Origin of the sequence: Neisseria sp. HMSC70E02 (assembly GCF_001838645.1) — a bacterium.
Lineage (GTDB): Bacteria > Pseudomonadota > Gammaproteobacteria > Burkholderiales > Neisseriaceae > Neisseria > Neisseria macacae.
The window spans coordinates 26967-42097 of sequence record NZ_KV838064.1 but is presented as its reverse complement, the minus strand read 5'-3'; the positions used below and the strand labels follow the sequence as shown (position 1 = coordinate 42097).

Annotated in this window: 12 protein-coding genes; 7 read left to right on the top strand and 5 right to left on the bottom strand. The window is 48.5% G+C overall.

Annotated elements, in window-relative coordinates:
- Positions 1 to 112: 112 nt before the first annotated feature.
- Positions 113 to 862, bottom strand: coding sequence for a hydroxyacylglutathione hydrolase (gene gloB / locus HMPREF3277_RS01335; RefSeq protein WP_070869810.1), 750 nt, complete (start codon positions 860 to 862; stop codon positions 113 to 115).
- 278 nt (positions 863 to 1140) lie between these two features.
- Complete coding sequence (locus HMPREF3277_RS01330) at positions 1141 to 2268, bottom strand: PilT/PilU family type 4a pilus ATPase (protein ID WP_070869809.1); 1128 nt, start codon at positions 2266 to 2268, stop codon at positions 1141 to 1143.
- 187 nt (positions 2269 to 2455) lie between these two features.
- Between HMPREF3277_RS01330 and HMPREF3277_RS01325 the strand changes: the two genes are divergently transcribed.
- From HMPREF3277_RS01325 to HMPREF3277_RS01305, 5 genes are all read left to right on the top strand, one after another.
- Positions 2456 to 3157 carry a 5'-methylthioadenosine/adenosylhomocysteine nucleosidase gene (locus tag HMPREF3277_RS01325; protein ID WP_070869808.1) on the top strand — a complete coding sequence of 234 codons (702 nt, stop codon included), beginning with the start codon at positions 2456 to 2458 and terminating at the stop codon, positions 3155 to 3157.
- A 141-nt stretch (positions 3158 to 3298) separates the two neighbouring features.
- Positions 3299 to 5092, top strand: a complete 1794-nt coding sequence (lepA, locus tag HMPREF3277_RS01320; protein WP_036490455.1) for a translation elongation factor 4 — start codon at positions 3299 to 3301, stop codon at positions 5090 to 5092.
- Positions 5092 to 6111: a signal peptidase I gene (gene lepB / locus HMPREF3277_RS01315; protein WP_070869807.1), complete on the top strand. Its 1020-nt coding sequence runs from the start codon at positions 5092 to 5094 to the stop codon at positions 6109 to 6111. The genes lepA and lepB overlap by 1 nt, the downstream gene beginning before the upstream one ends.
- A 398-nt stretch (positions 6112 to 6509) precedes the next feature.
- Positions 6510 to 8459, top strand: a complete 1950-nt coding sequence (locus HMPREF3277_RS01310; protein WP_070869806.1) for a hypothetical protein — start codon at positions 6510 to 6512, stop codon at positions 8457 to 8459.
- Between the two features lie 138 nt (positions 8460 to 8597).
- The gene (locus HMPREF3277_RS01305; protein WP_070869805.1) at positions 8598 to 10061 is read left to right on the top strand and encodes a surface lipoprotein assembly modifier; all 1464 of its coding nucleotides are present in this window, start codon (positions 8598 to 8600) and stop codon (positions 10059 to 10061) included.
- A 303-nt stretch (positions 10062 to 10364) separates the two neighbouring features.
- Here the strand turns inward: HMPREF3277_RS01305 and HMPREF3277_RS01300 are convergent, their stop codons facing one another.
- A complete protein-coding gene (locus HMPREF3277_RS01300) occupies positions 10365 to 11387 on the bottom strand; it encodes an SPFH domain-containing protein (protein WP_070869804.1) in 1023 nt (340 codons plus the stop codon).
- 361 nt (positions 11388 to 11748) lie between these two features.
- Between HMPREF3277_RS01300 and HMPREF3277_RS01295 the strand changes: the two genes are divergently transcribed.
- A complete protein-coding gene (locus tag HMPREF3277_RS01295; protein ID WP_070869803.1) occupies positions 11749 to 12570 on the top strand; it encodes a DUF6850 family outer membrane beta-barrel protein in 822 nt (273 codons plus the stop codon).
- A 112-nt stretch (positions 12571 to 12682) separates the two neighbouring features.
- Here HMPREF3277_RS01295 and HMPREF3277_RS01290 read toward each other — a convergent pair whose 3' ends face one another.
- Complete coding sequence (locus HMPREF3277_RS01290) at positions 12683 to 13081, bottom strand: DUF350 domain-containing protein (protein ID WP_003765161.1); 399 nt, start codon at positions 13079 to 13081, stop codon at positions 12683 to 12685.
- Between the two features lie 256 nt (positions 13082 to 13337).
- Between HMPREF3277_RS01290 and HMPREF3277_RS01285 the strand changes: the two genes are divergently transcribed.
- Positions 13338 to 14852: a polyamine aminopropyltransferase gene (locus tag HMPREF3277_RS01285; protein ID WP_070869802.1), complete on the top strand. Its 1515-nt coding sequence runs from the start codon at positions 13338 to 13340 to the stop codon at positions 14850 to 14852.
- A 58-nt stretch (positions 14853 to 14910) separates the two neighbouring features.
- Here the strand turns inward: HMPREF3277_RS01285 and HMPREF3277_RS01280 are convergent.
- Positions 14911 to 15131: T6SS immunity protein Tli4 family protein (locus tag HMPREF3277_RS01280; RefSeq protein ID WP_246830743.1), on the bottom strand; the 221-nt coding region annotated here is incomplete at its 5' end.

The following is a 15131-nucleotide window of genomic DNA, read 5'->3' as shown; positions in this document are numbered from 1 at the left end:
ATCCGACTAACCTAAGATAAAAATCCCCAAATATTGGACATTTGAACGAATCGTCCAAACGAAGTTCTTGGTGCGAAAATACTTTTCGTAGGAAGCCTGCTTTTACTCAAAATCAAAACCGGTTTTTCAATTCCCGCAGCGCCGCGAACACTTCCAAACCATTGTTCAATCGCTTCCCAGTCAATTCCTCAACCCGTTCGCGGACTTGGGACAAATCGACCCGCAAAAACGGATTGATTTTGCGTTCATGCGCGAGAGTTACGGGCAGGGTCGGCGTATGTTCCGCCGCGCGCAAAGCCGCTTGAATATCGGGATTCTCCGGTTCGATAAATTCGGCAAAACGCAGATTGGCGGCGGTGTATTCGTGCGCGGGATAAAACAGCGTTTCTTCGGGCAGCTGATTGAACCTTTGGAAACTGTCGTACAACTCCTCTATCGTTCCCGTAAACACCCTGCCGCAGCCGGCGGAGAATAAGGTATCGCCGCAGAAAACGTGCAGACCTTCGGCGTTTTCCAAAAGATAGCTGACATGGCGGTCGGTATGGCCGGGCGTCGCCCACACGGTAACCAGCCCGTCGCCGAAGGGAAACTGCGTACCTGCCGTTACCGTATGCGTTGCCACATCAATATCTGCCTCGCCGTACACAGGCGATTCCATAAAGCCGTTTTTGAGGGATTGGACTCCGCCGATGTGGTCGTGATGCAGATGGGTAACCCACGTTTGCGCCAGCATCAGGCGGTTGCGGACGAGGAATACCAAAACGGGCGTGGCATCGGACGGATCGACGCAGGCGGCGTGGTTGCCGTCTTGAATCATCCAAATATAGTTGTCGTTTAGGGCTTGGACGGGTGTAATTTTCATAGGATTTCTTTTGTAGGGTAGTGGTTTGAGATGCGGCTGAACCATGAAGCCGTATGGTATAGTGGATTAACTTTAAACCAGGACGGCGTTGCCTCGCCGTACTATCTGTACTGTCTGCGGCTTCGGCCGCCTTGTCCTGATTTAAAGTTAATCCACTATATTTACAAAACAGTTTAACAGAAATGGCTTGAACGTTATTGGTATGCTTGATCGGCGCAGACCAAAAAGGTCGTCTGAAAAGTGGTTTTCAGACGACCTTTGCTCATTTCCGACAACTTTTAAATCAGTTCCAAGTCCGGGCCGGCGTTTTGGGCGCGGCGACTGCGCAGTTGGATGTCCAAACGCAGGTCGTGGGCGGAGTCGGCGTTTTTAATGGCGTCTTGGAAGCTGATATCGCCACGTTCGTACAGCTCGTAGAGCGCTTGGTCGAAGGTTTGCATGCCCATGGCGGTAGATTTTTTCATCATTTCTTTAATGCCGTGGATTTCGCCTTTTTGAATCATCTCGGAAATAATCGGCGAATTGAGCAGGATTTCCACTGCGGCTACGCGCCCCTTGCCGCCTTCGCGGGGAATCAGGCGTTGCGAGATGAAGGCTTGCAGGTTGAGCGACAAATCGGTCAAAAGCTGGGTGCGGCGCTCTTCGGGGAAGAAGTTGATGATGCGGTCGAGCGCCTGGTTGGAGTTGTTGGCGTGCAGCGTGGCGAGACAGAGGTGGCCCGTTTCGGCGAACGCCAAGGCGTAGTCCATGGTTTCGCGGTCGCGAATCTCGCCGATCAGGATGACGTCCGGCGCCTGACGCAGGGTGTTTTTCAGCGCGGCAAACCAGTTTTCGGTATCCACGCCGACTTCGCGCTGGGTAATGATGCTTTTTTTGTGTTGATGGACGAACTCAATCGGGTCTTCGATGATGATGATGTGGTCTTGGCAATTTTCATTGCGGTGGTCAACCATCGCAGCGAGCGAGGTGGATTTGCCCGAACCGGTACCGCCGACGAAAATCACGAGGCCGCGTTTTTTCATCACCACGTCTTTCAAGACGGGGGGCAGATTGAGGCTGTCGAAATTCGGGATTTTGCTGGTAATGGAGCGGAACACCAACGCCGTCGCGCCGCGCTGCACCATGGCATTGACACGGAAGCGGCTGGTATCGGGCAGGCTGATGGCGAAGTTGCATTCGTTGGTGGAGGAAAACTCTTCGATTTGTTTGGTGGACATAATCGAAAAAGCGATTTCCATACATTTTTCGGAGGTCAGCGGCTCGTCGGTAATCGGCGTAATTTTGCCGTCCACTTTCATTGCAGGCGGGAAATTGGTCGTAATAAAGAGGTCGGAGCCTTTGTATTTGTTCATATGGCGCAGCCAAGTGAACAATTCGTCTTTTGCGCTGGGGGGATTGGTCATCATGATATTGGATAATTTCGGTGGTTATTTTATTAAAATGGATTATATCAAATAAATCATGATACATAAAAATGGCAAGATTACCGTATCGAATAATAGGACAGGCGGGCAATATGGCGGATTCAATACGGGTATGGAATGCCGCCGCTGCTGTTATAATACCGCCCACAATTTTATGGAAAGGTAAAAAATGTCTGTACAAACAGTAGCGGTCATCGGTGCGATGGAGCAGGAAATCGAGCTTTTGCGCGAAGCAATGGATAACGTCAAAAGCGTGTCTTTCGGTAAGTTTACCGCCTACGAAGGCGAAATGGCGGGCAAACGCATGGTATTGGTATTGAGCGGCATCGGCAAGGTCAACGCTGCGGTTTCAACGGCTTGGGTTATCCATCAATTCACGCCTGACTGCGTCATCAATACCGGCAGTGCGGGCGGCTTGGGCAAAGGTTTGAAAGTCGGCGACGTAGTGGTCGGCACGGAAATCGCGCACCACGACGTCGATGTAACGGCGTTCGGCTATGTTTGGGGACAAGTGCCGCAACTGCCCGCCGTATTCGTTTCAGACGACCTCTTGGTCGGTAAGGCAAAACAGGCGGCGGAAGTGTTTGAAGGCGCGGCGGTAGCGCAAGGCTTGATTGTCAGCGGCGACCGCTTTGTCCACAGCAGCGAAGGCGTGACGGAAATCCGCAGCCACTTCCCCGAAGTCAAAGCGGTGGAAATGGAAGCGGCGGCGATTGCGCAAGCCTGCCACCAGTTGAACACGCCTTTCGTCGTGATCCGCGCGATGTCCGATTCGGCGGACGAAAAAGCGGACATCAGCTTTGAAGAGTTTTTGAAAACAGCGGCGGCAAGCTCGGCGAAAATGGTGGAAAAGATTGTCGCGTCGCTGTAAAACACGCATAAAATCATGCGGAAACAGTAAATTTCCGCTAGAATGTCAGGCTATTTCACTTTGCCTGAAGGTCGTCTGAACGGTCTATTTGATTTTCAGACGACCTTTTCAGAATCACTGCTTATCTTTCAAAATAACAATATGAAAAATATCCGAAACTTCTCCATCATTGCCCACATCGACCACGGCAAATCGACGCTTGCCGACCGCTTCATCCAATACTGCGGCGGCTTGGATTTGCGCGAAATGAGTACGCAGGTGCTCGACTCCATGGACATTGAAAAAGAGCGCGGCATTACCATTAAAGCGCAAACCGCCGCGCTCAACTACAAAGCACGCGACGGGCAGGTGTATCAGCTCAACCTGATTGACACGCCGGGACACGTCGACTTCTCTTACGAAGTTTCCCGTTCGCTTTCCGCCTGCGAAGGCGCACTTTTGGTCGTTGACGCATCGCAAGGCGTGGAAGCGCAAACCGTGGCGAACTGCTATACCGCGATTGATTTGGGCGTCGAAGTCGTGCCTGTTTTGAACAAAATCGACCTGCCCGCCGCCGACCCCGAACGCGTGGAGCAAGAAATCGAAGACATTATCGGCATCGATGCCGTCGGCGCGGTGCAATGTTCCGCCAAAAGCGGCATCGGCGTGGAAGACGTTTTGGAAGAAATCGTTGCCAAAATCCCCGCGCCGACCGGCGACGAAAACGCACCGCTGCAAGCGGTTATCGTTGATTCGTGGTTTGACAACTACGTCGGCGTGGTCATGCTGATTCGTGTGAAAAACGGCACCATCAAGCTGAAAGACAAAGTGCGCTTTATGAGTACCAAAGCGGAAACGCAGGTCGAGCAACTGGGCGTATTTACACCGAAATCCGTTCAAAAACAAGAGCTCAAAGCCGGCGAAGTGGGCTTTTTGATTACCGGCGTGAAAGAATTGGGACAGGCGAAAGTCGGCGATACGGTGACTTTGGTTGCCAACCCCGCCTCTGAGCCGCTGCCCGGTTTCCAAGAAGTGCAAAGCCAAGTATTCGCGGGCCTCTACCCTGTGGAAAGCCACGACTACGAAGCTCTACGCGACGCTTTGGAAAAATTGCAGCTTAACGATGCTTCGTTGAAATTCGAGCCTGAAGTTTCTCAAGCATTAGGCTTTGGCTTCCGTTGCGGCTTCTTAGGCCTGCTACACTTGGAAATCGTTCAGGAACGCTTGGAGCGCGAGTTTGACATGGATTTGATTACCACCGCGCCGACGGTGGTTTACGAAGTCGTGTTGAAAAGCGGCGAAAAAATCGAAGTTGAAAACCCGTCCAAACTGCCCGACATCGGCAGCATCGAAACCATTCTCGAGCCGATTATCACCGCGACCATCCTCGTGCCGCAGGAATACGTCGGCAACGTCATGACTTTGTGTAACCAAAAGCGCGGCGTGCAGGTCAATATGCAGTATATGGGTCGTCAAGTCATGCTGACTTACGATTTGCCCATGAACGAAGTTGTAATGGACTTTTTCGACAAACTCAAATCCACTTCGCGCGGCTATGCCTCGCTGGACTACCATTTCAAAGAGTTCCAACCGTCTGATTTGATTAAGCTCGACATCATGGTCAACGGCGAAAAAGTCGATGCCTTGAGCCTGATTGTGCACCGTCAAAGCGCGGTTCACCGAGGCCGCGAACTGGCAGCGAAAATGCGCGAGCTGATTCCGCGCCAAATGTTCGACATCGCCGTCCAAGCCGCCATCGGCAGCCAGATTATCGCCCGCGAAAACGTCAAAGCCCTGCGTAAAAACGTCTTGGCGAAATGTTACGGCGGCGATATTACCCGTAAGAAAAAACTTCTCGAAAAACAAAAAGCAGGCAAACGCCGCATGAAACAAGTGGGCAACGTGGAAATCCCGCAAAGCGCGTTCTTGGCGATTCTGCAAGTGAGCGACAAATAATGAGCACAAATTTAATCTACGGCGCGATTGCCGCCATCGTTATCGGCATTTTCCTTTATTTCATAAGCAGCAAAGAACGTCAGGAAAACGGAGAATGGAGCTCCGGCCTGCAATGGGCGTATCTTTTGTGCATGATCGGAGTTTTCGGCATCCTGTCTTTTTACATGAGCTTTACCGCCGTATTGCTGATATTTGTCGTATTCACCGGTATCGTTTGGGCCATTCACAAAGGTCGTCTGAAAAAAGACCCGTCGCACCAGGACAAAGCCCACTTTACCGATTACATGAGCGGCTTTTTCCCGATCATCCTCGTCGTCTTCATCCTGCGCACCTTCATCGCCGAACCATTCCAAATCCCATCCAGCTCCATGCGCCCGGGCTTGGTTAAAGGCGACTTCATCCTTGTGAACAAATTCGCCTACGGCATCAGAACCCCGATTATCAACAACGTCCTGATTCCGACCGGACAAATCGAGCGCGGCGACGTCGTCGTGTTCAACTACCCCGTCCAGCCTGAAATGAACTACATCAAGCGCATCGTCGGACTGCCGGGCGATACCGTCGAATACCGCGACAAAGTCCTGACCGTCAACGGACAAGTTGTCCCCGACCAACCGAACGGCACTTATTCCTACCCTGACGATACCGAGCCGTCCGCAATCCACAACCCCGAACTTTTTCAGACGACCCTCAACGGCAAAACCTTCAACATCCTGAAAGAACCCGGACAACCCTCCGTCTTCATTCCTTCGCTCGACAACTACCGCATGAAAATCATGCCTGAAAACGGTTATTCCATAGAGCAAAGCGGTTTGGAACACTGCCAATACGCCGAAGACGGCAGTGGCTTTACCTGCAAAGTGCCAGAAGGCCGCTACTTCGCCATGGGCGACAACCGCGACAACAGTGCCGACTCCCGCTACTGGGGCTTTGTAGACGACAAACTTATCGTCGGAAAAGCCTTCTTCGTGTGGATGAATTTCGGCGATTACAGCCGCATCGGCAGCAGCATCCAGTAAGTTGCCCGTTTCATTCCGATAAAACACAAGGTCGTCTGAAAACTGATTTTCAGACGACCTTGTGTTTTATGGTAATTCTTAACGAATAAACCTCCCCTCTCTTCCTTACTTCAACTGTGACATCCTTAAATTTCATATAGCAAAGTTTACTCGTGCAAAAAATACATTCAAATTACTCATTTACCATTTTTAACTGAGCTTAATCAAACCCGAATATTTGTATTTGTTTATAATATTACGATAGCGTAAACACTGCTTATATTTGTTTTTATCACCTACGAAATCACTGCTTATTATTTTTAAAATATCGCGTAGCAAGTCTAGATCAGAATGGCAAGACCATACTGATTTAAACTTAAACTACTATAAATTTATTTTTCAACCAGTAAGGATTATTTATGCACACTCAAAATAAATCACCTATTACTCATTTTGTTCTAAGCGGTATTTGCGTTGCAATTTTAGCAGCCTGCGGCAGTTCAAATGGAGGTGGAGATTCACCCAAAAATCTATCTGTAGCCCCAAAAAACAACGTCAATAAAGATGACGCAAAAAAAGACAATACCAACAAAAACAACTCTAGTAAGGATAATGCTGACAAAGGTACTACCAATAAAGACAATTCCAACAAGGTTAACACTGACAAAGGAAATACCGACAAAAATAATGCCAATAAAGATAATAAAACTAACACTAACAAAGAAACATTATTATTAAATAAAGGCATTCAGGATAAACTGACCACACTAAAACTAAGTGATGTAATTAAAACTGAACAATTCAATCAAACTGAAGTGAATACCGGTTTCATTGCAAATAACTTAAGTGCGACCCCATTATTAGAGACAGCTAAAGGTCCACATGATCACCCTACCTCTCACCTTTTGACATCCGCTTATAGAAAAGATAAAACCAAACTTTTACGCCCTCAAACAGTTATATTAGGCGGTGTAGCAACGCGTTACTTTACTAACTATACAGATGGTTATGTTGCGAAGAGAGCCGGTTATGATGAGATTGATACGCCATTAAGTGCAAAAAATCTGATTGGTGTAGATAAACGCAATAAAAATGGCATCTTAGTTAAAAATGGCAGAAGCGTTAACATCTTAGATCAAACTGCCAGCAAACTGGAATTAGATAGTGTAGGCGGTAGCCATTATACAAAATGGTTTAATAATTTTGCTACTAATGCCGATAATGAAACTGAATTGGATAAAGGCCGCCGTGTATTAACAGATGTGAAATACAAATTAGATGCAAATAATAATCCTGTATGGACTGTAACTACCGAACCCAGCAGCGGTTATCAATATGCACATTCTTTAAATCGTTATTTTAACAATAATCCAGACGATGAATTATATGTTAACCAAAACGGTGAATATGCATATCGTTTTACATTAAAAAAATCAACTACATTTGAAGTCAGTGCAGAATCAGCAAAAAATCATCCGGAACGTGCAGAGGCACTCAAAGCATTAGGGTGGTCTGCTGGCAAGCAATATCACTTCGCACCAGGTAGCTACTTTATGGTTACACAAAAAGATGGCAGCCTAAAAATTGTAGCCGATAACGGACAAATGACGCAGGTATCCTTATATTCAGTCCATGTCGGTATTGATGACAATAAAGCATTGGGTGCATTCCAAAATAAACGTGTAATTGCCGAAATGTTCAGTGCATTAAACTATGGCAAGACAAATGAAATTCGTGCGATTTATACCTATGACGTTGGACAAGCCAATGGCTTCAACCAACAATATCTCTCATTAAATGCATGGCGCTATAAAAATGGCGATGGCACTTATGGACTCAATAATCCTTTTAACATCGGCATTTTCGACCGAGTTGCTACTGAAAATGGTATAGTTGCCAATGTCTATGACATGAAGACTAAAAAAGGTTTATCTGCCAAATATACAGGCGTTGCCTATTCCAGCCGAGATGGTAAACAAGACGGTGTGATGAATATGACTGCACAGTTCCATGAACCAGATATGGCTTACAACAATACTATTTCAAGCAATAACGTTACCTTCAATGGCGCGATTACCAACCGTCGCCTAGATGACAAACGTAATGTATATTTTGCCAGCGGTAATGTAAAAACAGAGAGTGGAATGCCTTCTGCAAGCGCGGGTCGAAAAGTTTCTCTAGTGGGTAGAAACCAAGTTGCTCAAAATGTTACTGTCTGGATGGAAGGAAAAAAACCAGGTGAAAATAAAGTAATTTATGGTCAAGGTAACGTACGTTTTGCCGGTCCAAATGCTGAAGAAGTCGGTGGTTTGTTAAAAATTACTACCAGCCATGGCGAAAACAATATCGGTTTCATTGGCAAACGCTAAGACGCTTACCCAAAGAAATAAGCAGCAGAAGCTTTGCATCTGCTGCTTATTATTTTCCAAGCAAACCCCTCTGCAAATAAACAAAGCGCAATTGGAGGGGCAACTTAAAATATCCTGAATTCTCTGAAAAATATACTCATGAAATCTAATCAATTCATTTTTATTGCGGGCATATTATTTCCCATAATGGTTACTGCCGAAACAATTGCTAACCCTGAAACTGAAGCCGATCGCCAAATGGAAAGGATACAAGAAATGGCCATTCCTAAACCACCGGAGGTAGGCACCTCCCTTTTGAATGGTGTCAAGACTTCTTTGAATAAGCATACTCAGACATTGACATTAGATGATCTAGCCAAACAACCAGAGCTGGCCGAACCTTTGTTAAATCAAGCATTGCAAGCGCGAAACTATATTGCTGCAGAGCAGCTCTTGCCTATATATCGTAAATGGGATAGGCATGATCCTATTTTATTGGATTATGCGCAAGGCGCAATTTGGCGTTCGCAAGGAAAGCATAAAAAAGCCATTACACTTTACCGTAATATTCTTGTTCGACATCCTAATCTTGTCACCGTTCGTCTAGACTTGGCTGCTATGCTTTATGAGGATAAGCAAACCCGTAATTCACAACATGAATTTAATGCTGCCAAAAAGCAAGGTTTACCAGAAGATGTCCTTCCTACTATTGCCCTTTATGAAAACGCTATGGGGCAAAATAAATGGCAATTTTCAGGCAGTCTGAGTTACACCCAAGACAACAATATCAACAACGTTTCAGCTGAGCGTGAAATCCATCTTCCTCAATTTGATAACTTGGCTTTTGAAAAAAATTCTGACTATCTGCCACAAAAAGGGCATGGTTTTACCTACGCCCTATCTGTTGATCGCGATATCAATCTCAAAGGCAACCATTATTTCGCTCTTTCAGGCGATGTCGACGGCGTCAGCTATTGGGATAATCATGATTATGATGATCAAACGGCAAAAGTCAGTCTTGGTTATAAAAATAAAAGTTTTAAAACAGATAGTTTTGTTATGCCATTTTTAGAAAAGCGTCGCTACGGAAATCATCCTTATTACACGCGTAGAGGTGTAGATTTAGGTGCTTCACGTTGGATAAAACCAAATTTACGTCTATCTGCCAACGGAACCTTTGCACAAAAAGATTATGCCTATACCAAACAACAAGGGAAAGATTATCAGATTGGATTTGGGACGACCTACCTGATGAATGATAAAACCTATTTCTTAGGAGGTTTGAGTTATGCGCGTGACAAAGTTGAAAATTTCGCAGGCAGCAGCTCCAAACGGATAGGAGGTTACTTAGGTTGGGGGCAAATTTGGGGTGAAAATTTCAATAGTCGCCTTATCATCAATCACTACAATGAACGCTTTGATGGAAAACATTACGTCTTTACCGACCGTCATCGTACAGATAATGTCGTGGTTACCAATTTAAGCCTCTGGCACAATAAACTGAGTTTTCTAGGAATTACGCCGAGATTAAATTGGCGATATACAAACAATAACAGCAATATTAATGAACTTCATGGTTATACAAAAAATCGTGTATTTATAGATTTTGAGAAAACGTTTTGAAAAAATTTGATATACACGCACTTTAACTAAATCTATCGAACTTAGTTAAAGGGTCGTCTGAAAGCACATCGGTGCATGCAGCAATTATAGTGGAATTAACATAAATCAGGACAAGGCGACGAAGCCGCAGACAGTACAGATAGTACGGAGAGGTAACGCCGTACTGGTTTAAAGTTAATCCACTATAAAAAAGCTGAGTCCTGTCACATACAGAACCCAGCTTTTTATTTAATCCACCAAAGCAGGCTTTTATGAGTATCCAATATTTTGGAGTGACCCAGTGTTTTCAGACGACCTCTTTCCTCAGCCGATCAACTGTTTCAACACTTCCGCTTTGGCTTTATCGTAATCCTCTTGGGAAATCAAACCACCGTCCAACAGGGATTTGAGTTTCACCAATTTTGCCTGCGGGTCTTCGGAGGTCGTCTGAACGTTTTGCGCGGGTTGTGCTGCCGGTTGCGCTGCGGGCTGCATCATGCCTGCCATCGCGCCAGCCATTGCCTGACCGACGCCTGCGCCCACGCCCAAGCCTGCGCCGATTCCTGCAAGTCCGCCTTCGTTTTGCGCGGCGAGCGGGATGGATTCGGCGGTTTGGTATTGTGTGTAGCGTCCCAAGTCGCCGATGACGCCCATGGAAATTTTCTTATCTAACGCTTCTTGGATGGCGGCAGGCAGGGTAATGCTTTCGACGGTAAAGTTTTCCAGCGTCAAGCCGAGTTTGGCAAATTCCGCGCCGAGCAGTTCACCGATTTTTTGCGACAGCAAAACTTGGTTTGCCGCCATGTCCAAAAACGGAATGCCGGAGCTGCCGAACGCCGCCGCGAGTTGGGTGACGGCGATATTGCGCAACTGGTTTTCCAACTCGACGCCGCTGTATTCTGCCGCTACGCCGCTGACTTCTTTGAAGAATTTTGCCGGATCGCTGATGCGGTAGGCGTACATGCCGAACGAGCGCAACTGCACCGCGCCGAACTCGGCATCACGTACGGTAACGGGTTGCGACGTCCCCCATTTCCGCGCAAGCTGTTGTTTGGTATTGAAAAAGTAAACATCGGATTTAAACGGGGATTCAAAGAGTTTGTCCCAGTTTTTCAGGTTGGTCAGCAGCGGCAGCGTTTGCGTGTTGAGCGTGTAACGACCCGGTCCGAACACGTCGGCGGTTACGCCTTCGTCGACAAACATCGCCATCTGCGCCTCGCGCACGGTCAGGCTCGCGCCGTTTTGGATTTCCTCGTCGGCAATCGGGAAACGCCACATCAGCAGGCTGTCGTCGGGATTCGGCCATTGGATGACGTCGATAAACTGTTTCTTGATAAAGTTGAACATTGCGGTTCCTTATTTTGAAGAATGGGTAACTTATCGGTTGTAGACATGACATAAGGGCAGAAAACGTATGTTTTCTTCAACCGATTATAAAATCAGGTTAAACACCGGCATTCCTAAGAATATCGGCATAGCGTCGGACTGCTTGCCGCCTGTACTTTGTGTACACGGTCAGGTTTGCGCTATTTCGGGGATTTTCGCCGCTAATCGGAAAATGACCATCGGAAAAATCGTCGGATGAAAAATCTGAGCGGTTGATATATCTGCCAAGCGGTAATTGTTGGGTTTTGTTGGGTCATTATAGAATGGTTAGTGCAATTTCTCTAACTTATCATATTGATTCTAACAAAGAAAAGGAATATACATGCAAAAAACCACCCGCTTCTGCTTTGCCGTTTTGACATTGTCTGCCGCCGTCTGCACACAGGCTGCCCGTCCTGTCGAGTTTACCGTGGGTACGGAATATTACAAAGAGAATTATCGGGAATATAAAGACGGCGAGCGCCTTATGCGTCAAAAGGGAAACCTGTGGTCTCTGACAGGCGGCGTCAAATATCGCTTTAACGACCGCCATGCGGCAAAATTAGAAGGACGCTACTCCCGAGGCAAGTCGGATTACACAGGAAGGTATCAGGACGGAAGAGGCAATGTAACGGAATACGGCACTGCCACGTTCAACGGCTCTCCGCGCCGCGTCTATGATGTCCGCGCCTTATATGAATATACGCACCCGATTAACGACCGTGTCAGCCTGACAGCCGGAGCGGGCGTGGGTCACCGCGTTTTGAAAGATTTGGGTTCCCGCGTCGTAGCAAACAATTACGACCGCAAAAACCGGACCACTTATGCGCAAATCAATGCCGGTGTAAACATTGCGCTTCCTGCCGGTTTCGAAGTTTCACCCAATATCGCCTACAACCATTCCCTGAGAGGCCGTCAGCATTCTTATCGCGCCCATCAGGACATTGAAATGAAACAGTCGAGCGGACACGGCATCGAAGTCGAAGTACCCGTATCTAAAAAATTCGCCAACGAATCTAAAATAAGCGTCGTTCCGTTTTATCGCGGCTGGAAAGTCAAGAAATCGGATACGGCCCTCGTCTATCTGCCAGACGGCATATATGGTTCCACCGAACCTAAAAACTACACCCATGAAGCTGGTGTAAAAGTACGGTATACATTCTGATGCACTGACGGTGCGTTTACCTTTTCAGACGACCTTGCAGACAAGCAGGTCGTCTGAAATTTTTAGTATTTATGGAAACACTCAACTGTCCGAACCCAAGAAAACAGAAGCATCAGGTCAGACAAGCCGCATTCAAGATGCCGATGGATACGGACACCGCGCCAAACAGCGCGCCGACGGCGACGTTGTTGCCGATGAGTTCCTCCGTTGCGCCTTTAATCATCATCGTGGCGGCGAAATACACCAAAATCTGAATCACCGCCGCCGCAAGACCCCACAGGATAAAATCAACGAAACTGACGCTATGGGCAATGCTGGATGCGAGCGTCAAACAAAATCCAACCAGCGCGCCGCCAAACGACAAGGCGCAGGCAAGATTGCCGTTTTTAATCAGCCGCAATTCTTCCGCAGGCGTAATCCGCAGATACACCGCGCCGAAAACGGCAGTCATCGCCACCCCCGCAAGCATATATTGCAGGTAAAGCAGGTATTGGGGCAGGGAAATACTCACGATAGGGCTTCCTCGGTATTTTGATATAATGGATTATGCCACAACTCTAAGCCATCTGAAATTAAAGGGGACGCACCACAAACCGGCCCTTCTTTAAAAAACGGTTTTGGACTCGAAAAACCATACATTCAACACCCAAGGCAGCGCGGCAGGATACGCATTTCTGTTCAAAACATACCGTTTTACACATCAAGCCCCACCATTGTCGAATCATCCGTTTTTCAGATTTCAGACGACCCTATAAAACGCCCACACCATGACCGCCCACCGCACCCTCATCATCTCCGTCTTCATCGTCGCCAGTTGCGGCCTCGCCTACGAACTTATCATCGCCGCGTTGGCGAGCTATCTTTTGGGCGACAGCATTTTGCAGTTTTCTTCCGTCATCGGACTTTACCTTTTCTCGATGGGCATAGGCGCGCACCTGACCCGCTACATCAAAGACGAAGACGTGTTGCACCGCTTCATCGAAATCGAACTTTTGGTCGGCATCATCGGCGGCATTTCCGCGCTGGCATTGTTCGTCGCCTTCGGGCTTTCCGCCGCCCCGTTCCGCACCCTGCTCTACGCCTTCGTGTTGATTGTCGGCGCAGTCGTCGGCATGGAAATCCCGTTGGTGATGCGCGTGTTAAACCGCAAAGGCGCGGAGTTTAAAGAACTCGTTTCCAAAGTCCTGACCTTCGACTATTTGGGCGCACTCGCCGTTTCCCTGCTCTTTCCTCTTCTCCTCGCCCCCAAACTCGGCATGGCGCGTTCCGCCCTCTTGTTCGGCATCCTCAACGCCGCCGTCGCCTACCTGACCGCACGCGTATTCAAAGCCGAACTGCCCCGCTACCGCGCCATCCGCCTGCGCGCGCTGATTGTCTTGTCCGTCCTCGCCGTCACCTTCGCCTACGCCGACCGCATCTCCTTCAAGGCCGAACAAAGCTATTTTGGCGACCCCGTCGTCTATCAAAGCCACTCGCCCTACCAGCGGCTCGTCGTGACCCGCTGGAAAGACGACACCCGCCTCTACATCAACGGCAACCTGCAATTCTCCTCGCGCGACGAAGCCCGTTACCACGAAGCCCTCGTCCTGCCCGCCATGCAGATGGTTTCCCACGCCTCCCGCATCCTCATCCTCGGCGGCGGCGACGGGCTGGCGGCGCGCGAAGTCTTGAAATACCCGCAGGTCAAACACGTTACCCTAGTCGATTTAGACCCCGACATGACCGCCACTTTTAAAACCTCCGCCACCTTAAGCGCGCTCAACCAAGGCTCGTTGTCCCACCCCAAAATGCACATCGTCAACGACGATGCCGCCAAATGGCTGGAGGGGTCGTCTGAAAAATTCGACGTCATCATCATCGACCTGCCCGACCCGTCCAACTTCTCACTGGGCAAACTCTACTCCGTCCCCATGTACCGCCTCGTCGCCCGCCATCTTCAGCCGCAGGGCAAAATCGTCGTCCAATCCACCTCGCCCTACTTCGCCCCCAACGCCTACTGGTCGGTCGTCGCCACCCTCGAAGCTGCCGGCCTTTCCACCGCCCCTTATCACGTTTACGTCCCCTCCTTTGGCGAATGGGGATTTGTGTTGGCAGGCTTCGATAAGCAATTCCCCGTTCCGCAGAAATTCGACGTCCCCACCCGTTATCTGAACGCCCAAACCGCCGCCGAAATGTTCCGCTTCCCGCCCGACATGGCAAGGCGCAAGGTTGAGCCGAACTATCTGAACAACCAAATCCTCGTCAGCTATTTCGAAAACGACTGGCACAACGTAACCCGTTGAGCTTTTTTACCAAAACAAAGGTCGTCTGAAAAACATTTTCAGACGACCTTTTTCATCGCTATTGCTTCACGGACTTCAAAGTCGGCAAAACCGTATCCCAAATCGCCAGCACTTCGGCTTCGCTGCGCTTCGTCCCGTCTTTCCTTTCCGCACCAAACTGCATCATGATGCGCGGATCGCCGCCGTCGCGTTCCCAGAAGAACATATATTTGTTGCCGCCCCATTTCAACAGTTTTTCCTCGCCGGACATACCGTTGATGGTGCGTTTGCCTTGGCGGA

What these genes read in the sequence shown, in the direction of transcription:
- gloB (WP_070869810.1), bottom strand. Translation starts at nt 862, where the DNA reads ATGAAAATTACACCCGTCCAAGCCCTAAACGACAACTATATTTGGATG.
- HMPREF3277_RS01330 (WP_070869809.1), bottom strand. Translation starts at nt 2,268, where the DNA reads ATGATGACCAATCCCCCCAGCGCAAAAGACGAATTGTTCACTTGGCTG.
- HMPREF3277_RS01325 (WP_070869808.1), top strand. Translation starts at nt 2,456, where the DNA reads ATGTCTGTACAAACAGTAGCGGTCATCGGTGCGATGGAGCAGGAAATC.
- lepA (WP_036490455.1), top strand. Translation starts at nt 3,299, where the DNA reads ATGAAAAATATCCGAAACTTCTCCATCATTGCCCACATCGACCACGGC.
- lepB (WP_070869807.1), top strand. Translation starts at nt 5,092, where the DNA reads ATGAGCACAAATTTAATCTACGGCGCGATTGCCGCCATCGTTATCGGC.
- HMPREF3277_RS01310 (WP_070869806.1), top strand. Translation starts at nt 6,510, where the DNA reads ATGCACACTCAAAATAAATCACCTATTACTCATTTTGTTCTAAGCGGT.
- HMPREF3277_RS01305 (WP_070869805.1), top strand. Translation starts at nt 8,598, where the DNA reads ATGAAATCTAATCAATTCATTTTTATTGCGGGCATATTATTTCCCATA.
- HMPREF3277_RS01300 (WP_070869804.1), bottom strand. Translation starts at nt 11,387, where the DNA reads ATGTTCAACTTTATCAAGAAACAGTTTATCGACGTCATCCAATGGCCG.
- HMPREF3277_RS01295 (WP_070869803.1), top strand. Translation starts at nt 11,749, where the DNA reads ATGCAAAAAACCACCCGCTTCTGCTTTGCCGTTTTGACATTGTCTGCC.
- HMPREF3277_RS01285 (WP_070869802.1), top strand. Translation starts at nt 13,338, where the DNA reads ATGACCGCCCACCGCACCCTCATCATCTCCGTCTTCATCGTCGCCAGT.